This is a genomic window from Billgrantia zhangzhouensis (assembly GCF_021404465.1).
Classification (GTDB): Bacteria; Pseudomonadota; Gammaproteobacteria; order Pseudomonadales; family Halomonadaceae; genus Halomonas; species Halomonas zhangzhouensis.
The window spans coordinates 1-23,088 of record NZ_JABFTT010000005.1 but is presented as its reverse complement, the minus strand read 5'-3'; the positions used below and the strand labels follow the sequence as shown (position 1 = coordinate 23,088).

Here is a 23,088-nt window from a genome sequence, read left to right as displayed (position 1 = left end):
GGGTCAGCGCCCCGCCAGCAGGTCGGGGAGCCACATCACGATCTGAGGCCAGGCCATGATGGCCAGCGTGAACAGCGCCATGATCGCCACGAAGGGCAGCGAGCCCCAAATTACGTCATTGAAGCTACCGCCATCCTTGCGCACCCCCTGCACCACGAAAAGGTTCATGCCTACCGGCGGCGTGATCAGGGCGATCTCGCACATCAGCACGATGAAAATGCCGAACCAGATGGGATCTACGCCCACGGCCATCACCATCGGCACTGTGATCGGCACCGTCAGCACCAGCATCGACATGGCATCCATGAAGGTGCCAAGCACCACGTAGAAGAGCAGCAGCACCAGCAGCAGGCCCACCTGGGTGAGGCCGAAGCTAGCCACCCACTGGGTCAGCGCCTGGGTCACCCCCAGCATCGAGAGGGTCACGTTGAGCAGCAGCGCGCACATCAGCACGATGATCACCATGCCGGTGGTCTTGGCAGCGTGCAGCGAGCAGTGGATCAAGAGGTCGAGGCTCAGCTTGCCCCCGCCCACGATGAAGGCCAGGGCGATCATCACCCCGATGGCCGCGGACTCGGTGGGCGTGGCGACCCCACCGTAGATGCTGCCCATCACCACCCCGAAGATGACGAAGGGCGGCACCAAGTGGCGCGAGAGGGCAAACTTCTCTCGCAGCGGCAGGTTGACCTCCACCATGGCGGAGCTGCCCGCCTTGCCGTGAGCAATAAAAAGGTAGACGGAGAAGAGCAGGGCCAGGGTGAGGCCTGGGATCAGCCCGGCGGCGAACAACTGACTGACCGAGGTATTGGCCAACTGGCCGTAGACCAGCAGGTTGATGCTGGGGGGAATCAGGATGCCCAGGGTGCCGCCGGCAGCCAGTGAGCCAAGCGAGGGGCGCACCGGGTAGCGGTATTTCTGCAGCGCCGGCAGCGAGATGGTGCCCACGGTGGCGGCTGTGGCCACCGACGAGCCCGAGGTGGCGGAGAAGAGCGTGCAGGTGGCGATGTTGGTGTGCAGCAGCCCACCCGGCAGGCGGTTGAACCACACTGAGAGCGCCGCGTACATCCGGTCGGCGATGCCGCCGCGAAGCAGCAACTCGCCGAGCAGCATGAACAGCGGAATCGCCAGCATGGAGGGGCTGTTCAGGCTGCTCCAGACCACGCCACCCATCATGTCCACCAGGGGGAAGCCGTGCATCAGGTAGCCGCCGATCACGCCGACGAAGAGGATGGCCACGGCCACCGGAATGCTCAGCAGCATCAGGCCGAGCATGATGAAGAACGCCGAGGCGATCAGGGGAATGCTCATGATTGGCCTCCTTTGCGCGCCGGGTTACCGGTGCGGGATTCATCCGCCTGCGGTTCGGCGAGCGGCAGCTCGTCTGTTTGCTGTTCGCGCTGCTTGAGGTCCTCGAGCTCCGCTTCCAGCTCGTCCTGGGTCGAGCTCGGGCCGAAGTGACGGTTGAGCGCCTTCCAGTCGCCCTTCGCCAGCAGCCCCATGGCCTGCGCGGTGAGCACCGTGGCGGCCAGGGTGAAGGCGGCCATGGCGATCAGCCACACGGTCTGCGGGTAGATCAACGGCGTGGCCCGGGGCGTCTGGGCGATGGAGCCGTAGAGCCGGGTGTCCTGGACGGTCTGGATGGTGAAGTAGAGCAGGAAGGCTGCCAGAAGCCCGAGGGTCAGGGCAGCCAGGGCGTTGAGCACCGCCTGCACCCTGAAGGGCAGGCGCATGTGCACCAGGTTGATGCGGATATGGGACTGCTCGACCATGGCCACGCAGAACGCCAGCGGGGCGGCAATGGCGATGGCATAGCCTCCCAGCTCGTCGACCCCGCCGAGCGACATCGAGAAGACCTTGCGGATCACGGTTTCCACCGTGATCAGCAGGGCGAGCAGCAGCATCATGGCGCCAAACAGCATGCCGAGAATACGAGCATAGATCGTCATCGTCGCCTCCCGGGCTCAGAGGCCGAGCTTCTGGCCGACGGTATCGCGCCACACGTCCTCGCAGTCCGCGGCAGCGGCATTGCACTGGCTTGCCCAGATCGGCAGGGAGACCTCTTCCACTGCGGCGGCCACCTTGGCCAGGTCCTCCTCGGTCACCGGCACCTCGGTGAGGGAGTAGGAGGTGCCGTACTCGCAGGGTGTCTCGCCAGCGTTGCAGCGCATGGCGTCTTCATAGAGCTCCTCGGAGTAGGCCCAGATCTCGTCGCTCAGCTCGGTGATGGCCGACTCGAGCTGGGTCTGCTGCTCCTCGGTCATGCTGTTCCAGGTATCGAGGTTGATGGCATAGCCGTTGATGGCCAGCTGTAAGGCAATGGGTAGCACCGTGGTGGTAGCTTCCGGCCAGCCGCCGGAGTTGGCCGAGGCGGGGCCGGTGATGGCGCAGTCGATCACGCCGCGGGAGAGCGACTGCTGGACGTCGCCGAAGGGCATCGAGATGCCGGTGGCGCCGAGCTGGCCGACGAAGTTGGCCGCGCTCTGGTCGCCTACGCGCACGCGCTTGCCGCGCAGGTCATCCAGGCCGCCGATCTCGCCGCGGCAGAAAATCACCTGGGGGCCGGCGGGCCAGGTGCCCAAGAGCTTGGCGTTGAAGCGCTCCTGCAGGCGGCTGTCCACGTAATCGTAGAAGGCGGCGACGTGCTCACGGCCGGCCTCGAAGCTGGTGTTGAGCCCGATCAGGTCGAGCCCGAGGATGGAAGGCTCATCGCGGCTCACTTGGGGGCCGCGCAGGGAGACGATATCGAAGAGGCCGGAACGTAGCACGCGCAGGCCGTCGGTGTCGGGAACCCCCGCCACGTCCACCGGCAGGTACTGCACGGTAATATCCAGGCTGGTGTTGTCCGCCAGGTTGGTGAAGAAGGGCTGCTCCTTCTGCTGGGCGATCAGGCCGGAGCCGGCAGGCTGGCCCAGAACCTGGATCGACAGCGCACTGGCCTGGGCGGCGGAGGCCATCAGGGCGGCGGAGACGGCGGTTACCAGAGCGGTACGTTTCAGCATTGTCTTGGTCCTGTCATCGGCGGCACCTTGGGAGGGAGTGCGGCTCCCCTGGGCGCCAGGTGGCGGTATCGGTCCGCCGCGTTCAGGCGGCGGCAATCGTTACAAGTGATCCAAATTTCATGCCATCGTTAAAAAGAAATTACAGTTTCATAACAAAAACAGCCTATTACTCCAGAATCGCCTTTTCGTCCGCCGCGCGACTGTTTCTTTTTTGCCTCGGAAAGTGTGCAGATTGGTAGCGCTATGCGCCAAGATGGTGCTGCCTTCGCCCGCCCTCGGGTATGGTCTAGAGCTCCTCGAGCTTGTCGTTCAGCGTCTCGATGCGGCGCAGGCGGCGGCGCGAATCTTCACCGGCAAGCTCGATGGTGCGCATGGCCAGCAGGTGGCAGAGCGCCATCACGGCGGTGTGGTTGAACAGCGGCCCGGCGGCCAGGGTGCAGCAGCGGAAGTGCCAGGTGACGCTGGGGTCCGGGGCTAGCCCTTCGTCGGTGATATAGAGCACCCGGGCGCCGCACTCGCGGGCCTCGGCCAGCACCTGTTCGGTGATCGCTACCCGGCGACGCAGGCCGATGACGACCACGCAGTCCTCGGGGCGTATGCTGACCAGGTGCTCGCCCAGGGTCTCGCCGCCGCCGGGCAGGCTGACCACCTGCTCCACCACTTGGGTGAGCTGCCAGCGCAGATAGTCGGCGAAAGGGTGGCTGGCGCGAAAGCCGATTACCCAGGTCTTGCGGGCGTCGAGGATGGTCCGGGCCACGGCGTCCACCTGCGCCTGGGTGATCGCCGAGAAGGTTCGGTCAAGATTGTCCTTGCCCTGGTCGAGGTTGAGTGCCAGGGAACGCTCGCCCGGCTCCAGGGCCACGCTCTGCAGGAAGAGGCGCGAGCCGGTGGCCTGCTCCTCGCGGGCGTGCTTGCGCGCCGCCTCGTAGCTCTCGTAGCCGAGCCGGCGTACGAAGCGCGACACCGTCGCCTTGGAGACCCCGGCAAACTTTGCCAACTCCTGGGCATCGTAGCTGGCGATTTCCCCGGGGAAATCGCACACGAACTCGCCCAGCCGGCGCTCGGCCGGGTGCAAGGAGGGCAGGGCGCTGCGTACCCGGGAGAGAAAGGAACGCGCCTGCGAGGATCTGGCCATGCCGACTCCTGAAACTGTGGTTTCAGACATCATGTCCGGTGAGGAACGGTGCCGCAACCATCGAACCGCAGGCTTGGCGATTAAGTCAGCGAAAGCAGCAACCGGAGCACACAAGTGCCCCGGGTCAGTTCATACTGGCTCGGGGCGCTTGCGTTTTCATTCATCCGGATGTGAACCAATGAGAGCAACGACATGGTGAAAGTGGCGATCTTCGTGGACGTCCAGAACGTCTACTACACGGTGCGGCAAGCCTATAAGCGCAATTTCGATTACAACAAGTTCTGGGCCGACGCCACTGCCGGCAGAGAGGTCGTCAAGGCCATCGCCTATGCCATCGACAGGGGCGACCGGAAGCAGCAGGAATTTCAGAACATCCTTCGCGCCATCGGCTTCGAGGTGAAGCTGAAGCCCTACATTCAAAGGGCGGACGGTTCTGCAAAAGGGGACTGGGACGTCGGCATTACCCTCGATGCCATCGAATACGCCGAGCAGGCGGATGTCATCGTGCTGGTCTCGGGCGACGGCGATTTCGACCTGCTGGTAGACAAGATCCGGCAGGTCCATGGGAAGGTGGTAGAGGTCTATGGTGTGCCGCAGCTGACGGCTAACTCACTGATGAACGCCGCCAACGAGTTCAAGGGCATCGACGAGAGACTCCTGCTGTCTTAGGGAGCGCTGGGCTGGCCAGTGGGTGTCGAATCCTGTGCGGGTCCTTCGACTAGTGAGCAGATATCGCGCCCAACGGAGGCCACGATGAGTCAGCTACGCGTGTCATGCTTCAGTATTTCGCTGGACGGCTTTGCCGCCGGCCCCGAGCAGAGCCTGGAAAATCCAATGGGCATCAACGGCCTGGAGAACCAGGACTGGCAGTTTGCGACCGCAACCTTCCAGCAGCGCGTGCTGGGCAAGGAGGGCGGAGAAACCGGCACTGACGACGATTTCGTGGCCCGCGGCTTCGAGAACGTCGGCGCCTGGATCATAGGCCGTAACATGTTCGGTCCTGTACGCGGCCCCTGGCCGGATGAGAGCTGGAAGGGGTGGTGGGGCGACAGCCCGCCGTTTCACATGCCGGTCTTCGTATTGACCCATCACCCACGCGATCCCGTCGAGATGGCTGGCGGCACGACATTTCACTTCGTCACCCAAGGCATTCATGTGGCTCTGGAGCGAGCCAGAGAAGCTGCCAACGGCAAGGATGTCCGCCTCGGCGGTGGGGTGGCAACGATTCAGCAGTACCTGCAGGCGCAGCTCGTCGATGAGCTTCATCTTGCCAGCACGCCAGTGCTGCTCGGCGCTGGGGAGAACCTGTTCGCCGGTCTCGACATGCGTGCTCTCGGTTACCAATGGATGGAGAGAGTGCCCAGCGAGCGGGTCACCCATGTCGTTCTCAGAAGGAGAAGTTGAATGGCCGACCTGATCCTCACTACCTTCGACTGGGTATCCGAGCTGCCGCGCGGCTACGTGCGCGACCTGCGGGTGCGCTGGGCACTGGAAGAGGCCGGCTTGCCCTATCGCGTCGAGAGCGGTGCGATCCTGCTGCATCTGGGCGAGTGCAGCGAGGTCCTGTTGACGGAGGAAAACGATGCATCCTGACACCTTGAAGTACAACGAACAGCAGGAGCCCAGCGATAAGGCGATATGCGATCTGCTTGCCGAGACGATCGATCACTACCTGCCTGAGGCTGATAACAAGGTGTGGCATGCCCATCCCGTCTGGTTCTTGGATGGGAACCCAATCGTCGGCTACAAGAAGCTCAAACACTGCGTGCGCCTGCTGTTCTGGAGCGGTCAGTCCTTCGAAGAGGAAGGCTTGCAGAAAGAGGGCAGCTTCAAGGCCGCGGAAGCCCGCTACACCGCAGTCGAGCAGGTCAACGTGGAGAATCTCGAGCGCTGGCTCGGAAAAGCGCGCGACATTCAGTGGGATTACAAGAACATAGCAAAACGCAAGGGGCGGCTTGAAAGGCTGAAGTAAAGCCGGGCCGAAGCCAGCATGGGGTAATTTTTGAGCATCACCCCGAGCCCGTACCTGGCTCGGGGTGTTGTCGCTTGTGGTAGTCAGTGCAGGAACTGGCCCGCACCTTAACCTACCTACACCTTGCTCACGATTAGCGCGGCATTCACCCCACCGAAGCCGAAGCCGTTGCACAGCACATGCTGGGTAGCGTGCTGGCGCGCCTCACCTGAGACGATATCCAGGTCGTGCAGGTCCTCGTCGCGGTGCTCCAGGTTCAGGGTCGGGGGCAGGCGGTCGTGCATGGCGGCCAAGGCCGAGAAGATGCTCTCCACGCCGCCGGCGGCACCGAGCAGGTGGCCGGTCGAGGATTTGGTCGCGGAGATCGGGATGCCGCCGAGGGCGTCGCCGAAGGCGTTGCGCAGGGCGGCGATCTCGGCCCGGTCGCCGACCGGCGTCGAGGTGGCATGGGCGTTGATATGGTCGATATCGGCGGGAGAGAGCCCCGCCATTCTCAGCGCAGCCCGAATGGCCGCTGCGGCACCGCCGCCGTCTTCCGGGCCGGCAGTGATGTGGTGGGCATCGGCGCTGGTGCCGTAGCCGCTGAGTATGGCCAGCGGCGTGGCGCCGCGTGCCTCGGCGTGGGCCAGGGTTTCGATCACCAGCAGCCCCGCGCCTTCTCCCATCACGAAGCCGTTACGTGCCTGATCGAAGGGGCGCGACGCCTTGGTGGGGGCGTCCTGCTCGGTGGAAAGCGCCTTCATGGCGTGGAAGCTGGCCAGCGACAGCGGATCGATACAGGCCTCGGCGCCGCCCACCAAGGCCACCTCGGCCTCACCGCTGCGGATCATGCGCATGCCGTCGCCGATGGCCTGCACACCGGCCGCACAGGCCGTGACCGGGCAGCCGATCGGCCCGCGTAAGCCGTAGCGGATCGAGACGTTACCCGCCGCCAGGTTGGCCAGGAAAGCCGGCACGGTGAAAGGGGAGAGCCGGCGGTGGCCGCGCGTTGTCAGGGTATTCTGTGCCTGGGTAATGGTGGGGAAGCCCCCGATGCCGGAGCCGACGATGGTGGCCGTGGCCAGGCGCTGGGCATCGCTCTCGGGGAACCAGTTGGCCTGGCTCAGCGCCTCTTCGGCGGCGGCCATGGCGTACAGGCTGAACAGCTCCAGCTTGCGACGCTCCTTGGCGTCCAGCACGCGGTCCGGGTCGAGGCCGGCTTGGGGATCTTCCTCGATGTCGGGCACTGAGCCTGCCACCTTGATCGGCAACTCGCCGGTATCGAATCGGCTGATCGTAGAGAGGCCGGAGCGGCCGGCAAGCAGACGCTCCCAGCCTGCCTTGACGCCGCAACCAAGCGGGCTGATCATGCCCATGCCGGTGATGACGAGCGGTGATTGCATGGTAATTTCCTGAACAGCTTGGGGTTGTGCCACGCTAGCACCGAGCTTGATATGATCAAGGTAATATTCAGCGGAGTGAGAGGTTGCCATGCCCTACTCGACGAACCACAAGGCCAAATCGCGGGAGCGTATCCTCAAGTCCGCCATCGAGCTGTTCAGCCGCAAAGGCTTCGAAAAGGTCTCCATCGGCCAGATCATGAAGCTGGCCAAGATGACCCACGGCGCCTTCTACGCGCACTTCTCCTCGAAGGAAGCGCTCTACCATGCCTCGGTGAGGGAAACCCTGGAGAGCAGCCGCGCGGCCCGGCTGGTCAAGGGGCCGCTCTCGGTGAAGCACCTGACGGAGCTTGTCGCCAACTGCTGGAACCTCCAAGAGCTGGAACGCAAGCACAAGCCGGGGCCCGAGACGGTACTGTTCAACGAGATCGGCAACGAGAACGCCGAGATCCGCACGCTCTTCGAAGCCTCCTACCTGCGTATGAAGAAGATGCTGGAAACCCGGCTCATTGCCTTGAGCCGCCTCAAGAAGCTCCCCTTCGAGCCCGACCGCGAGATCATCGCCGACAAGGCCCGCGTCATTCTCGCCTCGCTGGTGGGTGCCGTGGCCATCGCCAAGAGCCTGCCCAACGAGCAGGAACGCCAGCGCATCCTCGATGCCGCCCAGCGCAACATCCTGCAGATGCTCGGCGTTGGCGAGAGCGAGCTGGAAGACATGCTGGGCGACGCAGGGCAGGAGCGGAACCCCGCGAGTGTGGCCTAGGCTATGGCTCAATTGCAGCTGCTGGCTTGTGTCTCGATCGCTAGGGCTGGTTGCCGGCGTAGGTTGACGATCTGTAGCAAAGCCCCCAAAACTGCGACGCCGCCAGCGCAGGTGGCCAGTGTCCAGACGGGCAGCTGTAGCAACAGCAAGAAGCCGCCCGCCGCAGCACCGATGGCGCTACCCAAATAGAGCGCCGATTCATTCAGTGCGATAGCTAGGTTGCCATCGCCCTGGGCTTGGCGAGCTCGGATCAGCTCGTTGTTTTGCGGTACCTGCAAGGCCCAGCCAACGGCCCCCCACAGGACGATTGGCAACATCACCAACCAAGCGCTCAGCGCGGCTGTAAGGGGAAGCAAGAACAGTGATACAGCAAGAACCAGCATAATGGCAAAGATCAGATTCGGGCCTTTGAGGCGATCTACCAATGGCCCGATCAGAAAGCTGCCGACAACTCCGCCGATGCCCCAAATCCAAAGATAGGGTGTGACTGAGCGCACGGCGCCATAAGCCGTGTCGGCCAAGAGGGGAGCGATGAAGGTGTACATGCCGAGGCTGGCAATGGCCGCAAGCAAGGAAACCGTCAGTATGACCAGCACGTGGCCGTCGCTGAGGATAGCCAGTTTTTTTCCTAGCGAGCTGGCTGTGGCTGCGGGCAGGGCCGGGAGCTTCAGCAGCAGGCCGGTGAAGGCCATCGAGCCGAGAATCGCGACTAGCCACAGGGCAGATTGCCAGCCCATCTGCTCGGCGATCAATAAGCCAAGAGGAACGCCTAACACCACACCGCTAGCCATGCCGCCCATGATGATGGCAATGGCCTTGCCACGGCGCTCTGGAGCGGAAACAGCAGCTGCGGCGCCAATGCCCATGGCCAGATACACGCCGGCGCCTATGCCGGCAATGGCACGCCAGACCATTAGTGCAGTGAAGCTTTCGGCCAGGGCGCTGGCGGCATTGGCGATGACGAACAAGCCTAAAGACAACAGCAGGCCGGTGCGTTGACGATGCGCTGGAGTCAGTGCAACGACGATTGGTGAGCCCAACCCGTAGGCCAGGGTAAAAGCGGTGACCAACTGGGCGGCTACTGCCACGGAAACCGAGAATGAGGCTTCGATCATAGGAATCAGACCAGCAGTAACGTAGGAAGCTATGCCGAGGGCAAAGGCGCCCAACGCTACTAGGTAGATGGGAGTTCGGTTGGGTGTGTGCATGCTCGTAGCCCTTTACAGGTTTATGACACATCAGAATGTATTCTCCTGGCCAAGCAAGATTCCTGATCTCGGGCTCGCCAGCGAGGTAAGATAGTTTCTTCGAATTCTCGAAGAGTACAATTTGACCGTTTATGCTATTACTTGAGGTAACCGGATGAGCGCACCTCTGACAGCTTCCCAGCACACCCGGGCAGAGTTGGCCGAATTTCTTCGTAGTCGCCGTGAACGAATTACACCGAAAGAGGTGGGATTGCCTGCAGGTGGCCGGCGGCGCACACCGGGGCTGCGCCGCGAAGAGGTGGCAGCTTTGGCCGGGGTTGGGTTGTCCTGGTACACGTGGCTGGAGCAAGGGCGGGACATCAAGGTGTCCTCTGCCTTCCTCGACAATCTCTCGCGAGTACTCAAGCTGGATGCGACCGAGCGTCGGCATCTTTTCTTGCTGGCTCATCAACGGTTGCCGCCAGAGTCAGGGCGTACTTTGTGTGTGGTGCCGCCGTTGATCACTCGGCTGATGAGTGATATTCCTTCATGCCCTTCTTACGTACTCAACTTGCGCTGGGATGTGTTGACTTGGAATCCAGCCGCGGACCGAGTTTTTGGATTTTCAAGTGTTCCTGCGAATCGGCGTAATCTGTTGTGGATGCTCTTTACTAGCCCGGTCATGCGCGAACTTTTTACCCCTTGGAATGAACAGGCGCTACAAATATTGTCGAGCTTCCGTCGTGATTTCGTTCGTGCCATTCATGATACTGATATCACCAACTTGGTGGGGGAGCTGGAAAAGGTATCGTCAGATTTCAAAAACTGGTGGCAACAGCAGGACATCCATGGACTCTGCCTAGGCATTCGTCATTTGCAGATACCAACGGTAGGTCACGTGGCGTTTGAGCATACATCCTTAACCATCGACGAAAATCATCATCTGCGTCTCGTATACTATGCAGCAAAGGAAGGACAACCTGAGAGTCAAGTCTTCGAACAGTGGCTTCAGCAAGACCCGGCACAGGCATAGCACGCGTGCCGATGCTCGACGTCAACGAGAGCGAGCTGGAAAGCATGCTCGATGCCACGGGTAGGAGCGGAGTCCCGCGTAGCCTGCCCCTCCCTGCATCGGCGCAGCCTTACCAGCCGATGGTCGAGCCTTACCGTATAAGAGGAGACCCCAGGTGACCAGGACCGAACTATCGAACGTCTATCGAGACTACATCGCCTGTTTGAACAGGCAGGATTGGCCATCGTTGGCGCGCTTCGTTCATGAGGACGTCAAGCATAACGGCGAGCCTCTCGGGGTATCAGGCTACCGGGGCATGCTGGAGAGAGACTTCTCCGAGATCCCTGATCTATCCTTCCATGTCGAGCTGTTGGTTGCCGATCCGCCCTTCATAGCCAGCCGCCTTCGCTTCCACTGCACACCCAAAGGTAATTTTCTTGGGCTGGCGGTCTGCGGAAGAAGGGTGTCCTTTGCCGAGAACGTGTTCTATGAGTTCCGCGGCAAGAAAATTGCAGAGGTGTGGTCCGTCATCGACAAAGCGGCTATCGAGGCGCAGCTAGTGCCTCCTTCAGACTGATCAGGAGGAAAGCGGCAATGACGCGCGGCAAGATCAACCCATCGGCAGAAGCCAAGCCGAAGCTCCTCTCGGGAGGAAACCCACAGATCCCCAAGGCTGACGGCGACGCCCCGGTGCAGGCCTACATCGACGCCATGCCGGAGTGGAAGCAAGACGTCGGGCGCCGGCTCGATGCGCTCATCGTGCGTGCGGCCCCCAATGTGCGCAAGGCCGTGAGATGGAACTCGCCCTTTTATGGCATTGAGGGCCAGGGGTGGTTCCTCACGTTCCATTGCTTCACCAAGTACATCAAGGTGGCGTTTCTCAACGGCGCCTCGCTGGAACCACCGCCGCCCATCGAATCCAAGGACCCCAACACCCGCTACCTGCATATCCACCAGGACGACCAGATCGACGAGGACCAACTGGCAGAGTGGATCCGCCAGGCATCCAACCTACCCGGCGAGCGAATGTTCTAGAGAACGTTCTAGCGAATGCTCATCGAACCCGTAGCCATCGCTGGAAACAAGGACGGAGAATAAGATGCACCAAGACGAAATCAAGGCGTTATTCGATCAGCAGGCTGCCAGCTACGATGCGCAGTGGGCCAAAACGGCACCGATTCGAAGCTGCTTGCACCTGCTCCTCGGGTCGCTGTTTGCTGAACTGCCAACGGATGCACGTATCCTCTGTGTAGGAGTGGGCACCGGAGATGAGCTGCTCTACCTCGCCTCGAAGCATCCCGGGTGGCGTTTTACCGCGGTGGAGCCATCGGGCTCTATGCTGGATATCTGTCGTCAACGAGCTGAAAAAGAAGGCGTTGTGTCTCGCTGCACTTTTCACGAAGGCTATCTTGCCTCACTTCCCACGATGGAATGGCATGATGCAGCCACCTGCTTTCTGGTATCTCAGTTCATCCTGAACCAGGTAGAGCGTTCCCGGTTTTTCAGCGAAATTGCAGAAAGGCTCAAGCCGGGCGGCATTCTCGCGAGCTCCGACCTGGCATCTGATGTCGATTCGCGTGAATACGACGTTCTACTTCATGCCTGGATGAACATGATGTCCGCGGCGGATATTTCTCCAGAAGCGGTGGAACGCATGCGCAAAGCCTACGCCCACGATGTGGGTGTCCTCCCGCCGGACAAGGTGGCGTCAATCATTGAGGCAGGCGGCTTCGAGCTTCCGGTGCCTTTCTTCCAGGCTGGTTTGATACATGCTTGGCTATCAAAGCGCACATATCAAAGCCGCCTAGCCACGTAACCTGTTGCAAACGTGTTTTGAAGCGGGAGAATAATCGAAAAATGGTCAAGCTAAACCTATCAAGTACCGGCTAACACGTGCAGGCACGGCAAGCGTGCGCATTGGATTCGATAAACGCGCACGCAGCCAAATCTCTGTGGAATACCATAAATGCGTCTCTGGTCCTTACATCCCAAGTATCTCGATCGCCAAGGCCTCGTTGCCCTATGGAGGGAGGCATTACTGGCGCAAGCTGTTTTGCGTGGCGATACACGTGGCTATCGCAACCATCCGCAGTTGTACCGATTTAGAGACCACTCGACACCGCTTTCTGCCATGTCTTCATATTTAAAGATTATTCATTTGGAGGCTGTGGCGCGTGGCTATGCCTTTGACGTAAGCAAAATCGAACCGGCCCAAGAAACGGTTTCTCTTACCGTCACTGCCGGGCAGATGAAATACGAATGGAAGCATCTCCTAGCGAAGCTTAAGGTGCGTAACCCTGCACTGTACCAAAAATGGAAAGTCATCGAACTGCCACAGGCACACCCTATTTTCGATGTGCGTCCCGGCGAAGTGGAATCATGGGAGCGTCAGTGAAAACGTGCTCAAAATACACCAGCTCAAGGTGTTCCGATCTGCTACGCTTCGCTCTACTAAAGCTGCCTGCTCGGTTAATGCGGAATGCCCCTGCTATCCCGTACGGAAGGCCCTTATGGAACATCCGCTAACGCCCGACGGTCGATACATGGTGGTTCACGGCCGACTGTGGCGACTCTCAAACCCGAACCTACCGGCTAAGGAGCGTGAGAGGCTTGTTCGAGACCTCATGGCTGCCCGTCGGGAGGTCAAGGCAGCAATGGCAGCGGATGATGCGGAGCGTTTGGCAACAGCTCGCAGTTCGGTCAACGAAGCAAAGGTTGCTCTCGGCGAGCGTGGGCCGGTGTGGTGGAATGATGGCGCCCAGGACTTCAATCGGCACTTGGTTAAAAACACGCCTTATCGGGAGTGGTATGAGCAGCTCATGGGACGGCAGGCCTAATTTTCGCCTACAGCGCCACGTCAATAGCCTTTGTTCAGATTGACCAGGAGGGAAGCGGCGATGACACGCAGCAAGGCCAACCCACCGGCAAAAGCCAAGCCGAAGCTTCTTTCGGGAGGAAACCCGCAGATCCCCAAGGGTGACGGCGAGGCCCCGGTGCAGGCCTACATCGTCGCCATGCCGGAGTGGAAGCATGACGACTGGTGGCGGAGTGGATTCGGCAAGCATTCCGGCTGCCCGGCGAGCGCATGTTCTAGCTCAGCCGTATGGCCATCGACGATGCACCATCTCCGGTCTCGGTGGCGGCTCTTCCAATGTCGGTGCCTGCAAGTATCGTTCTCATAGTCTGTCCCTATCGAGCCGAAAGTCTCCCTCTTGCTTGACGGCTTCGGTGTTGAATCCTTCACTGTAATTGACGGCTTACAGGATGCCTCACTTCCTTCTGGCTCGGTCAGAAGGCGCTCCATTCGAGGCGATACAACATCATCAGCCCAAATGTCCTATAGGCCACCACCCAGTCGAGGAGAAGACCGTGTCCGATCAAAAGCCTACACGCCCGGAGTGGGCTGCGCGCACCACGTCCCGTCTGCAGGGGAACGAGCACTGGTGGCCCGACCAGCTCAAGCTCAACATCCTGCACCAGAAGCACCCCGACGCCAGCCCGTTCGGTGCCGACTTCAGCTATGCCGAGGCGTTCTCGCAGCTTAACGTCGATGAACTCTGTGCCGATCTCGATGCCTTGATGACCGATTCGCAAGAGTGGTGGCCCGCCGACTGGGGTCACTACGGCCCGTTCTTCATTCGCATGTCGTGGCACGCCGCCGGCACCTATCGCGCGCTGGATGGCCGTGGCGGCGGCGGTACCGGCGCCCAGCGCTTCGCCCCGCTCAATAGCTGGCCCGACAACGGCAACCTGGACAAGGCGCGCCGTCTGTTGTGGCCGATCAAGCAGAAATATGGCGAGAAAATCTCCTGGGCCGACCTGCTGGTGCTCGCCGGCAACCGAGCGCTTGAAACCATGGGCTTTCGCACCTTCGGCTTCGGCTATGGCCGTGCCGACATCTGGGCGCCGGAGGACGACATCTACTGGGGCCCCGAGACCGAATGGCTCGCCACCAACGACGAGCGCTATACCGGTAGTTGGGAAGATGGCAGCCGCGTGCTTGACAACCCCCTCGCCGCGGTGCAGATGGGCCTCATCTACGTCAACCCGGAAGGCCCCAACGGCATTCCCGACGCGATGAAATCCGCCCAGGACGTTCGCGAGACCTTCGCCCGCATGGGGATGAACGATCGCGAGACCGTCGCGCTGACGGTGGGCGGCCACACCTTTGGCAAGATGCACGGCAACGGCTCGCCGGATGCCGTGGGCGAAGCGCCCGAAGGCGCCAAGATCCACCAGCAGGGGATCGGCTGGGCCAACACCCACGAGACCGGCCTCGGCGAGTACACCGTGACCTCCGGCCTCGAAGGCGCCTGGACCCCGACGCCGACCAAGTGGGACAACTCCTACCTCAACACCATCTTCGCCCACCAGTGGGAGGTGAAGAAATCGCCCGCCGGCGCCAACCAGTGGGAGCCGGTCGAGGTCAAGGAAGGGTTCTGGGTGCCTGATGCCCACGTGGAGGGCAAGAAGAACCCGCCGGTGATGAACACCGCCGACATGGCGATGATTACCGATCCCACCTACCTGGAGATCGCCAAGGACTTCCACCAGAACCCGGACAAGCTCGCCGACGAGTTCGCCCGCGCCTGGTACAAGCTGCTGCATCGCGACATGGGCCCGCGCGCCCGCTACCTCGGCCCGCAGGTGCCCGACGAAGAGCTCGTGTGGCAGGACCCGGTACCCGATCACCAGGGGCCGCTGGTCAACGATCAGCAGATCGCCACCCTCAAGCAGCAGATCGCCGACTCCGGCCTCACTGCCAAGCAGCTGGTGAGCACCGCCTGGGCCTCGGCCTGCACCTACCGCCAGACCGACCACCGCGGCGGCGCCAACGGTGCGCGCATCTGCCTCGAGCCGCAAACCGGCTGGGACGTCAACCAGCGCTCCGGCGTGTACGACGTCATCGACAAGCTCGAGCAGATCAGGAGCGCCTCCGACGCCAACATCTCGCTGGCGGACATGATCGTGCTGGGCGGTAGCGTCGGCGTCGAGATGGCGGCCAAGGCGGCCGGGCACAACGTTACTGTGCCGTTCACCCCGGGCCGCACCGACGCCACCCAGGAGATGACTGAGGTGGATACCATCGCCTACCTGGAGCCGAGGCACGACGCCTTCCGCAACTACATGCAGCCCCAGGCGACCTCCATTCCGGCCGAACACCTGATGGTGGACCGCGCCTTCATGCTCAACCTCAGCGTACCGCAGATGGCCGCGCTGCTCGGCGGCATGCGCGCCATCGGCGTCAACGTGGGTGACAACAACGACGGCATCCTCACCGACCGCCCCGGCCAGCTGACCAACGACTTCTTCGTCAACCTCGTCGACATGGGCACCGTATGGGAGCCCCTCGACGACAGCGAAGAGCGCTTCGAAGGCCGCACCCGCAAGACGGGCGAGAAGAAGTGGACCGCCACCCGCGTCGACCTCGTGTACGGCTCCAACTCCCAGCTACGCGCCATCGCCGAGGAGTACGCCGCCAACGGCGGTGAAGAGCGCATGATCGACCGCTTCGTGAAAGGATGGGTCAAGGTCATGGAGAACGACCGCTTCGACCTGCACCGCTGAACGACAGGTCCGCGGCAGTAACGCGGACCTGGCATAAATAACAGACCCCGAAGGTTGGTTATCCAGCCTTCGGGGTCTTTTTATGTCCGACTCCGATCAAGAGAAGCAGCACTAGCAACGTCTCATGCTTTCGTTGACGTTGCTCTAAACGTTTCCCTTGGTTACGGTTAGTAAAAAGCCGCAGTAGACGGCTAAGTAGCCAAGACGTACTCAGGGACTGCCGCATTAGGATGATGCGAATCATCATCCATTCTGCCAGCAGGGGCGGTAGCGTGCCCCGACTCCCATACTCCCTCCCGACACCTGCTTTATCTTCTATCTCAGCAATACCTACTGATTCAGAACCGTTCGGCCGTGCGTGGCATTCTGACAGCATCCTGATTAACCAAGGATAACTGATGCGGCACGAAGGCAAGCTCACACAGTGGAACGATGACAAGGGCTTCGGATTCATCACGCCAGCCGCAGGCGGCCCTCGCGTGTTCGTCCACATCAGCGCCTTTCCCCGCGATGGGCGCCGGCCAACACTCAACGAGCCGGTTACCTACCACCTGACACAGGACAGCCAGAACAGACCGAAAGCGCAGAAGGCGCTCTACCTCAAAGCGCCACGCCACGCATCCCCACGTTCCAAAGGGCTGATGTTGGCATGTGTCATAGCCGCTGCCTTCTTCGCGCTCTTGGCAGCCCTGGTCGCTGCCGGCCACATGCCAATGCAGCTAATAGCGGCATACGCGCTGCTAAGCGTGAGCACCTTCGCCATATACGGCATCGACAAAGCCGCCGCAGGGAAGGGCAGAAGGCGCACACCGGAAGCTACGCTGCTCTTCGTAGGCTTGATCGGTGGCTGGCCCGGCGCGCTGATAGCGCAGCGGTTGTTTCGGCACAAAACCAGGAAGCAGCCGTTTCAGGCGGTTTTTTGGTGTGGGGTGGTGGTGAATTGTGGGGTGGTTGGGTGGCTTGTTTATACGGGAGAGGCGGCGAGGCTTTGGGCTGGTTTAGGGTTCGGTGAATAGTGATTAGGGCTGTGGCGCGTCATGACTTTTTCTGCACCCTAAACATTAGTCAAAACGCATACAGTATATTGGAACCGGCAAAACGAGCATGCGCGCGAGTTCTACATAGGTAGCCGAGCTATACTTAGGTGCGATGAAAAACAATAAGTTGGGAGAAATGTGGCGCGTCAGATAATATTGTTGAACGCGCAGGATGTTCATTGAATATCAGGACGCGCAGTCCAATCACTGTTATGAGCAAATGAATAAAAAGGTATTTTGAGCATGGTTTTTGCCAAGCTATCAGGAAGAAACAAAAAAAGTGAATCAATTTTTTTGGGTGCGCCGGAAGCAGAGGCTGAAGCGTTACCAAACTCAAGAATGCCTTTGGAAAAGGTCTACAAAGACTATTTCGACTTGATCGGTGGCCTGGCACATGAGCGATTTATCATCGTAGGAAGAAAAGGCTCTGGTAAAAGCGCTTTCGCGGAGCATATTTGCCAAATCTCAAACACAGAGCCCAACCTCCATGCAAAGTTCATTAGACAGGGTGAGTCGAACTTAGAACAGATTGTTCAGTTTGGCGCTGATGTTGGACATGAGATTGAAAAAGAAAATCTCTATAAATGGCTTATACTGACCAATATTTTGAAGCTGTTTGCCGATAATAAGGCGGTAGAGAACAATAAAGATTACAGTCTATTAAAGAATTTTATAAAACGGAATTCTGGATTTATTGATGTCCGAGAATCTGAGACAAAGGAGCTTATTAAAAAGCAAGGGTTCTCGGTAGATATAAATTATCTGAAGAGGTTCTTTTCGAGCAAAATGAATCGAAGTTTGGAGATCAGGCAAGAGCGGGCTCCATTCTACAAGCTTATTCCTCACCTCAAAGAAGTTATTTTGAAAGTTCTAACCAGTCCTCAGGAGCGTGACAATGACAACAGTTATGTCTTGTTTTTTGATGACTTGGATATAACCTTCGATGCCAAGAAAGATGATACCGTTAATTCCTTGATATCTCTGCTTAGGGTGTCCAAGGAAATGAATAATGAGTTTTTTGCTAAAAATAACCTCGACTCCAAGGTAGTAATTCTTTTGCGGGACGATATTAGCAAAACGCTCTCAACGAAAAGCTCGGATACCGCAAAAATATTTGCGTCATATTCTCTTCCAATAAAATGGTATCAGGATGAATACCATATGGGGGATGACGAAACAGATCTTAATATAAGAAAGTTTATTAATGACCGTATTAGGTATGCTTTTGAAATAGAAGGTATCAGCTTTCAGCAAGATGATCCTTGGCTTTCGTTGGTTGAAGACCCTTTTCGTGGTAGCAAAGACGCACCAAAATCCTCTTTTAAATATATACTCGACCACACTTTCTTTAGGCCTCGAGATTTATTGTTATTTTTTAAGCCGCTGTCAACACACAGCTATAAAATGCCGTTATCAAAGCAGGACGTAAACCATCTCATAGGTCGATATTGTGACGAAGTTATGAATGAGTTAAAGAATGAGCTTTCAAGTTTCTATGCGTCTGACGAAATAGCGATGATTTTTAATGCTTTTGGTCAAATGAGTAACTACCTCAGAGGCCCAGCCACGAAATCAATACCCTACGAAAAAGCTGAAGAAATTATTGAAGAGAACTGCTCTGGTGTTTCGGCTTCAGATATTTTAGAGGACATGTACTACCGTTCTTTAATTGGTGGAATGGGGGAAAATGGTTTTATTTATTTCAAGCACCGAGAGCCCAGTACAGATAACTACGAGTTCGATAAAAGTCAAGGAATAATAATCCACAGCGCTTTGAAGGTATGCTGCACTAATAGGGGGTACTCATAACCAGTAGCGTAAGCGGACCGCTTTTCCGGGGCGGTTGCGCCTCCAAATCGGCCGCTTCGCATGGCGTTAGCCATCAAGGAGACTCATGAGGAAAGCTCTGTCATTTTTGTTCGGTCTCGCACTTCTCATCGGTATCTTCTGGGGAGCGTATTGGCTGATTTCTCAGATATGGGGCCAATTCAAAGCCTTAGACTCAAGGGTTGCACTAGCTGCGATAACTGCTTTTACGACAGTATCTGTGTCAACATTGACGGTTGTGTTGGGCAAGTACTATGAACGGAAAAAAGATATAGAGGCACATTATCGCCAAGCAAAAACAGAGATATACGACGAGTTTCTGAGAGAGTTTTTCAAAGTCTTCTACTCAGAACATGGAGAGGATGAAGAGGCGGAAGATAAGAGTCTTGTTGATTTCTTACGTGAATGGCAACGTAAAATGGTGTTGTGGGGCGGTCAAGATGTTTTGCTCAAGTATATTAAGTGGATGACCCACCTTAAAAAGGGGAACCCAGACGCTGACTCCATCTTCTTAATGGAAGACTTTTTCAGAGAGATTCGGAAGGATCTAGGCCACAAGAATAGCAAGCTTGAGAAGGGTACTTTCGCCCATCTCATTCTACAGAACTCCGAGCTTTTCCTTCAGATGGCGAAGAATAACCCAAAGGTTACGTTGGCAGACTTGGCCGAAGCGGAAAAGGCACTAAAACGCAATGGCTAACAAGGCCAGGCACGGCGACGGCTTTTCCGTTACGGCTTCGCCTTCACTAAAAAGCCGCGCGTGCTGGCGGCGTTAGCACTAGAAGAATATTGGGAGCAATCGCATGAAGTTGGAAAAGGCATTCTCGGAAGATATCAATTTATGCATAACTGCCCAAGATGCAGACCGGAAGTTTGACGAAGGAAATATTAAGTCAAAATTTAACTTTCAGTGCCCCGATGAAAAATGCGACGCCCCTGTCACATGTGCTAATCTGGATCGCCCAAAACACAAAAGGAAACGAGATCCTTATTACAAGGTTGTAGGCAAGCACAGCCCTCAATGTGATATAGCTAAAGATATCAGAGCCCAAAGGAATGGCCCAAGAACGAGCTCAGATATCTACAGTGACAGCGATGAGTATACGGATAACGCAATCCGCCTAAACTTGCAGCCTCCAAGCACAAATCGGCCAGAGGGTTCTGGTGACCCCAATGAAAAGGGTGATGGAAAAGGTAAGGCGCGGCCGAAAGATTACGCAGAGGCGGGAAAGCGTAAAATTCAACGCTCGAAAACGCTATCATCATTAATTGATGCGTATTTGGCCAAAGAATCAATAACGGTGCAGCTGCCAGAAACAGGTGTCATCCATATAAACGATTTATTCTATGAAATTAATGGGCAAGACGTATCTGAACTCGAAGATGATTTCAGAATTTTCTATGGCAAAGCGTGGTTCAATAAAAGAGAAAGTGGCTACTCTATTGTTTTTGAGAAAACCCTAGCTCTTAATGAAACCACCAAGAAGCCCTCGACCTATATGTCGATAAATACGTTAGAAGCATCGGGTTTTAGGCGCTTCAATCTGAACACCCTGGACAAAATAGCTGATAACAAACCAAAGATGGTTTTTGTTCTCTCAGAGACAGGGCCGCGTGTTAAAAATGGGTACATCAATATTTGGTGTGAGGGGGCTGAGTATCTTGATTATCGTCTTATAACTAGATAACTGATTGCTAACAATGCAATGCACGCGACTAGCGCGTGATTGCTGCGTTAGTCCGCAGGATACGAACATGGAAGCCAAGCAATATCTAGTGATTCAAGATCACACCAGCGAATACCCCGAGCCCATTACGTTAAAAAAAGGCGCTCTTCTTAGTGTGGGTGAGAAATACGAAGGCCCGGAAGGCTGGGATAACTGGGTATTCTGTGAAACACCTGGACAGAAAGGCGGCTGGGTTCCAGTGCAGATACTCGAAATCGTCAATGACAAGACTGCCCGCGCCCGTGAGGACTACACGGCTCGAGAGCTGAATGTGCGGAAAGGTGGCTTGCTTCTCGGTTCAAGGACTTTGAACGGCTGGGCCTGGTGTAAGAGCACTGACAGCCTGGAGTCAGGGTGGGTTCCACTTGAAAATCTTCAAGAGGTCCGCCAATGAAGCCCATCATTTGGCAGCGGACTAACAGTCCATTTAACACCGCTTCGCGGCGCGGCTTAATTCCGGCGTTAGGCCTTACTCGGAGAACAATAAGTGTCTGAATTAGTAAAGCGATCCATCAAGGCATTGAGCTCCATCGTCAATATTGCAACAGGCATCACCCACCCATTGGATGAGGCCCGTGCAAAGGAACTCTTCAAGGCACTCCGAGCAGATGGAGAGCAGCTGACCTATGATGCTATAGAGGAGTTGGCACTCGCCAATAAATGGCCAGAACGCCATGCTAAATTCCTTGCGGAGCTGGCAGAACGAATTGGCAATGGTGGTCGAGTAGCTATTAAACACCCCCGCGACTGGGGTGAGCCAACTGTTGCAAGACTCAAGGCCGAAATCGCATCGGGTAAGGCCTAACAATTCATTCAAGCCGAACCCGCTTCGCGGGTCGACTTAATTCAGACGTTAGGCATCAATGGAGGATTCACGTATGAACCAGCAGTTGATCGAGCAAGCCATCCATTCCAAGTCAGTAGTTTCATTCACCTACAGCGGCCACCCCCGTGTAGCAGAGCCTCACGTCCTCGGCATTAAGGACGGAGTAGTGCAATTCCTTGGCTATCAGATTGGCGGCTCCAGCAGCTCGGGCGGCCCGCTCCCCGAGTGGCGTCGCTTTGACCTCGCAAAAATCTCCGCGCTTTCCATCACAGGCCAGGGGTTCCCTGGGCGCAGGCCGTTTCCATCTGGGAGGCACAGCGCTTGGGATAGAGAAATTCTTGTGGTTAATGCCTAACAAATCATTCAAGCCGACGCCGCTTCGCGGCGCGGCTTAATTCAGGCGTTAGACTTTAGGGAGAAGGTATGGACCCTGTTCTGGGACATGTACTCACCGGCGTTGTTGCGTTGGTTGTAGGGCTAGCTCTACAAAGGTTTGCGGACAAACCCAAACTTCAGTACTTCATTCCGGGAACGTTCGTGTTTAACGTGACCGATCCGAAGGTAACTCTCCAGACTGACTCCCTTACGCTGCAAAATGCTGGTAGAAAGGCCGCCACCAATATCGAACTCGTCCATAAGGAACGCCCAGATCATTTTCAGTTTTCTCAGGCAATTTCTTATTCAGAGGACCAAAACCCGAACGGCGAGTATGTGGTCAAGATTGCCAGTCTAGGCCCTAAAGAATTCCTTAATATTCAGTACCTCAGTCACATTAAATCGCCTGTTCTGCTCAGGGTGAGGTCAGATCAAGGGCCAGCGCAGCTAATCCAAGTTCAGTTCCAGCCCATCTACCCAAAATGGCTAACTGTAGTTGCCACTATACTCATGTTATCTGGGTTTGGGCTGCTTCTGTATTGGGCAATTAAGCTGGCGCTCTTATTAGGCAAGTTGCTGGCAGACTCCTGATGATAAGGTCTAACAATGCGCTGTTGCCGGACAATTTTTCCACCGCTTTGCGGCTCCAAAATCGCCGCAAAGCTTCGCGTTAGCCAACAATGAGTGATAGCTGATGTCTTATAGAAAAATGGTTGCTATTTTTGTCGACGTGATTGGGTACAAAAATACCACTGAATTCTCAAAAAAATACGAGCTTCATCGGCTTTTTCATGAGGAGGTGGCTATTCACGGGCAGCGCCAAGCAGAAATAGCTCATGTCATCTATGATAGAAAAGTTTTTGGGTTTTCAGATTGTGCGTATTTCTTTTTCTACTATAAAGATGGCGTTGAAGATGAAAGAAAAAACGATGTGAACCTTTCTTATATTGCTGCATACAACGTTTCTCTAACAATCCTTAGATTAATGAGTAAAGGCTTCCTCGCAAGAGGGGGCGTAGCATTTGGCGATGTGTTTATTGATGAACTGGGTTTTTTTGGGCCTGCTGTAGAGCGAGCCCATGAAATTGAATCAAAGGAAGCATTCTTTCCGAGGCTTCAGTTTGATGAAGATCTTGGGAAGAGTGTTTATGAATGGGAGCATTGAAGTGACCCCCTCCAGAGCTGCACAGGCTATAGTGCAGCCATCAGGAGGACGAAATGAGCAACGAACCCACCGTCAAACGCTGGACCGCCAAGCGCAAAGCCGCTGTGGTCATGGAC

The 23,088-nt window shown here is 57.3% G+C and carries 26 protein-coding genes; 20 read left to right on the top strand and 6 right to left on the bottom strand.

The features are described 5' to 3' along the window. Positions 1-3 precede the first annotated feature (3 nt). The 4 genes from HOP51_RS07365 to HOP51_RS07350 form a co-directional block, all read right to left on the bottom strand. Positions 4-1,308, bottom strand: coding sequence for a TRAP transporter large permease (locus tag HOP51_RS07365; RefSeq protein ID WP_234273302.1), 1,305 nt, complete (start codon positions 1,306-1,308; stop codon positions 4-6). Further along, on the bottom strand, positions 1,305-1,946 hold the full coding sequence (locus HOP51_RS07360) for a TRAP transporter small permease subunit (RefSeq protein ID WP_234273301.1): 642 nt from the start codon (positions 1,944-1,946) through the stop codon (positions 1,305-1,307). The genes HOP51_RS07365 and HOP51_RS07360 overlap by 4 nt, the downstream gene beginning before the upstream one ends. A 15-nt stretch (positions 1,947-1,961) precedes the next feature. Then, entirely contained in the window at positions 1,962-2,999 is a 1,038-nt protein-coding gene (locus HOP51_RS07355; protein WP_234273300.1) for a TRAP transporter substrate-binding protein, read from the bottom strand. A gap of 286 nt (positions 3,000-3,285) precedes the next feature. Then, on the bottom strand, positions 3,286-4,134 hold the full coding sequence (locus tag HOP51_RS07350) for a MurR/RpiR family transcriptional regulator (RefSeq protein WP_234273299.1): 849 nt from the start codon (positions 4,132-4,134) through the stop codon (positions 3,286-3,288). A 192-nt stretch (positions 4,135-4,326) separates the two neighbouring features. Here HOP51_RS07350 and HOP51_RS07345 point away from each other — a divergent pair, with 192 nt between their 5' ends. The 4 genes from HOP51_RS07345 to HOP51_RS07330 all read left to right on the top strand — a co-directional run bounded on the left by HOP51_RS07345 (position 4,327) and on the right by HOP51_RS07330 (position 6,106). After that, complete coding sequence (locus tag HOP51_RS07345; RefSeq protein ID WP_234273298.1) at positions 4,327-4,803, top strand: LabA-like NYN domain-containing protein; 477 nt, start codon at positions 4,327-4,329, stop codon at positions 4,801-4,803. Between the two features lie 84 nt (positions 4,804-4,887). Further along, positions 4,888-5,538 (top strand): dihydrofolate reductase family protein, encoded by a 651-nt coding sequence (locus HOP51_RS07340; protein WP_234273297.1) that lies wholly within the window; start codon positions 4,888-4,890, stop codon positions 5,536-5,538. After that, positions 5,539-5,727 carry a thioredoxin domain-containing protein gene (locus tag HOP51_RS07335; protein WP_234273296.1) on the top strand — a complete coding sequence of 63 codons (189 nt, stop codon included), beginning with the start codon at positions 5,539-5,541 and terminating at the stop codon, positions 5,725-5,727. It begins immediately after the preceding gene. Beyond that, entirely contained in the window at positions 5,717-6,106 is a 390-nt protein-coding gene (locus tag HOP51_RS07330; protein WP_234273295.1) for a DUF1801 domain-containing protein, read from the top strand. The genes HOP51_RS07335 and HOP51_RS07330 overlap by 11 nt, the downstream gene beginning before the upstream one ends. 116 nt (positions 6,107-6,222) lie before the next feature. Here HOP51_RS07330 and fabF read toward each other — a convergent pair whose 3' ends face one another. Further along, on the bottom strand, positions 6,223-7,488 hold the full coding sequence (fabF, locus tag HOP51_RS07325; RefSeq protein WP_234273294.1) for a beta-ketoacyl-ACP synthase II: 1,266 nt from the start codon (positions 7,486-7,488) through the stop codon (positions 6,223-6,225). 88 nt (positions 7,489-7,576) lie between these two features. Here fabF and HOP51_RS07320 point away from each other — a divergent pair, with 88 nt between their 5' ends. After that, the gene (locus tag HOP51_RS07320) at positions 7,577-8,248 is read left to right on the top strand and encodes a TetR/AcrR family transcriptional regulator (protein WP_234273293.1); all 672 of its coding nucleotides are present in this window, start codon (positions 7,577-7,579) and stop codon (positions 8,246-8,248) included. A gap of 8 nt (positions 8,249-8,256) precedes the next feature. On the opposite strand, the gene HOP51_RS07315 is transcribed toward HOP51_RS07320, so the two are convergent. After that, positions 8,257-9,363, bottom strand: coding sequence for an MFS transporter (locus tag HOP51_RS07315; protein ID WP_455423584.1), 1,107 nt, complete (start codon positions 9,361-9,363; stop codon positions 8,257-8,259). Positions 9,364-9,610: 247 nt separating this feature from the next. On the opposite strand from HOP51_RS07315, the gene HOP51_RS07310 reads away from it, so the two are divergent. The 15 genes from HOP51_RS07310 to HOP51_RS07240 all read left to right on the top strand — a co-directional run bounded on the left by HOP51_RS07310 (position 9,611) and on the right by HOP51_RS07240 (position 22,972). Further along, positions 9,611-10,468, top strand: a complete 858-nt coding sequence (locus HOP51_RS07310) for a helix-turn-helix transcriptional regulator (RefSeq protein WP_234273291.1) — start codon at positions 9,611-9,613, stop codon at positions 10,466-10,468. Between the two features lie 154 nt (positions 10,469-10,622). Further along, a complete protein-coding gene (locus HOP51_RS07305) occupies positions 10,623-11,024 on the top strand; it encodes an ester cyclase (RefSeq protein WP_234273290.1) in 402 nt (133 codons plus the stop codon). Positions 11,025-11,041: 17 nt separating this feature from the next. Beyond that, positions 11,042-11,482: a DUF1801 domain-containing protein gene (locus HOP51_RS07300; protein WP_234273289.1), complete on the top strand. Its 441-nt coding sequence runs from the start codon at positions 11,042-11,044 to the stop codon at positions 11,480-11,482. A gap of 64 nt (positions 11,483-11,546) precedes the next feature. Next, positions 11,547-12,263: a class I SAM-dependent methyltransferase gene (locus HOP51_RS07295; protein ID WP_234273288.1), complete on the top strand. Its 717-nt coding sequence runs from the start codon at positions 11,547-11,549 to the stop codon at positions 12,261-12,263. Between the two features lie 150 nt (positions 12,264-12,413). Next, positions 12,414-12,842 carry a pyrimidine dimer DNA glycosylase/endonuclease V gene (locus tag HOP51_RS07290; RefSeq protein WP_234273287.1) on the top strand — a complete coding sequence of 143 codons (429 nt, stop codon included), beginning with the start codon at positions 12,414-12,416 and terminating at the stop codon, positions 12,840-12,842. Positions 12,843-13,101: 259 nt separating this feature from the next. After that, a complete protein-coding gene (locus HOP51_RS07285; protein ID WP_234273286.1) occupies positions 13,102-13,284 on the top strand; it encodes a hypothetical protein in 183 nt (60 codons plus the stop codon). Between the two features lie 532 nt (positions 13,285-13,816). Further along, positions 13,817-16,015, top strand: a complete 2,199-nt coding sequence (katG, locus tag HOP51_RS07280) for a catalase/peroxidase HPI (protein ID WP_234273285.1) — start codon at positions 13,817-13,819, stop codon at positions 16,013-16,015. 398 nt (positions 16,016-16,413) lie between these two features. Further along, positions 16,414-17,031 (top strand): DUF1294 domain-containing protein, encoded by a 618-nt coding sequence (locus HOP51_RS07275; RefSeq protein ID WP_234273284.1) that lies wholly within the window; start codon positions 16,414-16,416, stop codon positions 17,029-17,031. Positions 17,032-17,295: 264 nt separating this feature from the next. Continuing rightward, complete coding sequence (locus HOP51_RS07270; RefSeq protein ID WP_234273283.1) at positions 17,296-18,861, top strand: P-loop ATPase, Sll1717 family; 1,566 nt, start codon at positions 17,296-17,298, stop codon at positions 18,859-18,861. An 85-nt stretch (positions 18,862-18,946) separates the two neighbouring features. Further along, a complete protein-coding gene (locus HOP51_RS07265) occupies positions 18,947-19,579 on the top strand; it encodes a hypothetical protein (protein ID WP_234273282.1) in 633 nt (210 codons plus the stop codon). A gap of 103 nt (positions 19,580-19,682) precedes the next feature. After that, positions 19,683-20,567, top strand: a complete 885-nt coding sequence (locus HOP51_RS07260; RefSeq protein WP_234273281.1) for a hypothetical protein — start codon at positions 19,683-19,685, stop codon at positions 20,565-20,567. A gap of 67 nt (positions 20,568-20,634) precedes the next feature. Then, positions 20,635-21,000 carry an SH3 domain-containing protein gene (locus HOP51_RS07255; RefSeq protein ID WP_234273280.1) on the top strand — a complete coding sequence of 122 codons (366 nt, stop codon included), beginning with the start codon at positions 20,635-20,637 and terminating at the stop codon, positions 20,998-21,000. A gap of 93 nt (positions 21,001-21,093) precedes the next feature. After that, the gene (locus HOP51_RS07250; RefSeq protein WP_234273279.1) at positions 21,094-21,411 is read left to right on the top strand and encodes a DUF1889 family protein; all 318 of its coding nucleotides are present in this window, start codon (positions 21,094-21,096) and stop codon (positions 21,409-21,411) included. Between the two features lie 444 nt (positions 21,412-21,855). After that, positions 21,856-22,398, top strand: coding sequence for a hypothetical protein (locus HOP51_RS07245; RefSeq protein WP_234273278.1), 543 nt, complete (start codon positions 21,856-21,858; stop codon positions 22,396-22,398). 103 nt (positions 22,399-22,501) lie between these two features. Beyond that, on the top strand, positions 22,502-22,972 hold the full coding sequence (locus tag HOP51_RS07240; RefSeq protein WP_234273277.1) for a hypothetical protein: 471 nt from the start codon (positions 22,502-22,504) through the stop codon (positions 22,970-22,972). The last annotated feature ends 116 nt before the right edge of the window (positions 22,973-23,088 follow it).

Bases quoted from the DNA above. Each gene is read 5' to 3' on its own strand.
- HOP51_RS07360 (WP_234273301.1), bottom strand. From the start codon at position 1,946: ATGACGATCTATGCTCGTATTCTCGGCATGCTGTTTGGCGCCATGATG.
- HOP51_RS07290 (WP_234273287.1), top strand. From the start codon at position 12,414: ATGCGTCTCTGGTCCTTACATCCCAAGTATCTCGATCGCCAAGGCCTC.
- HOP51_RS07295 (WP_234273288.1), top strand. From the start codon at position 11,547: ATGCACCAAGACGAAATCAAGGCGTTATTCGATCAGCAGGCTGCCAGC.
- HOP51_RS07330 (WP_234273295.1), top strand. From the start codon at position 5,717: ATGCATCCTGACACCTTGAAGTACAACGAACAGCAGGAGCCCAGCGAT.
- HOP51_RS07340 (WP_234273297.1), top strand. From the start codon at position 4,888: ATGAGTCAGCTACGCGTGTCATGCTTCAGTATTTCGCTGGACGGCTTT.
- HOP51_RS07315 (WP_455423584.1), bottom strand. From the start codon at position 9,363: ATGATCGAAGCCTCATTCTCGGTTTCCGTGGCAGTAGCCGCCCAGTTG.
- HOP51_RS07355 (WP_234273300.1), bottom strand. From the start codon at position 2,999: ATGCTGAAACGTACCGCTCTGGTAACCGCCGTCTCCGCCGCCCTGATG.
- HOP51_RS07255 (WP_234273280.1), top strand. From the start codon at position 20,635: ATGGAAGCCAAGCAATATCTAGTGATTCAAGATCACACCAGCGAATAC.
- HOP51_RS07260 (WP_234273281.1), top strand. From the start codon at position 19,683: ATGAAGTTGGAAAAGGCATTCTCGGAAGATATCAATTTATGCATAACT.
- HOP51_RS07365 (WP_234273302.1), bottom strand. From the start codon at position 1,308: ATGAGCATTCCCCTGATCGCCTCGGCGTTCTTCATCATGCTCGGCCTG.
- HOP51_RS07350 (WP_234273299.1), bottom strand. From the start codon at position 4,134: ATGGCCAGATCCTCGCAGGCGCGTTCCTTTCTCTCCCGGGTACGCAGC.
- HOP51_RS07245 (WP_234273278.1), top strand. From the start codon at position 21,856: ATGGACCCTGTTCTGGGACATGTACTCACCGGCGTTGTTGCGTTGGTT.
- HOP51_RS07310 (WP_234273291.1), top strand. From the start codon at position 9,611: ATGAGCGCACCTCTGACAGCTTCCCAGCACACCCGGGCAGAGTTGGCC.
- HOP51_RS07285 (WP_234273286.1), top strand. From the start codon at position 13,102: ATGGCAGCGGATGATGCGGAGCGTTTGGCAACAGCTCGCAGTTCGGTC.
- HOP51_RS07265 (WP_234273282.1), top strand. From the start codon at position 18,947: ATGAGGAAAGCTCTGTCATTTTTGTTCGGTCTCGCACTTCTCATCGGT.
- HOP51_RS07335 (WP_234273296.1), top strand. From the start codon at position 5,539: ATGGCCGACCTGATCCTCACTACCTTCGACTGGGTATCCGAGCTGCCG.
- HOP51_RS07240 (WP_234273277.1), top strand. From the start codon at position 22,502: ATGTCTTATAGAAAAATGGTTGCTATTTTTGTCGACGTGATTGGGTAC.
- fabF (WP_234273294.1), bottom strand. From the start codon at position 7,488: ATGCAATCACCGCTCGTCATCACCGGCATGGGCATGATCAGCCCGCTT.
- HOP51_RS07345 (WP_234273298.1), top strand. From the start codon at position 4,327: ATGGTGAAAGTGGCGATCTTCGTGGACGTCCAGAACGTCTACTACACG.
- HOP51_RS07300 (WP_234273289.1), top strand. From the start codon at position 11,042: ATGACGCGCGGCAAGATCAACCCATCGGCAGAAGCCAAGCCGAAGCTC.
- HOP51_RS07275 (WP_234273284.1), top strand. From the start codon at position 16,414: ATGCGGCACGAAGGCAAGCTCACACAGTGGAACGATGACAAGGGCTTC.
- HOP51_RS07320 (WP_234273293.1), top strand. From the start codon at position 7,577: ATGCCCTACTCGACGAACCACAAGGCCAAATCGCGGGAGCGTATCCTC.
- HOP51_RS07270 (WP_234273283.1), top strand. From the start codon at position 17,296: ATGGTTTTTGCCAAGCTATCAGGAAGAAACAAAAAAAGTGAATCAATT.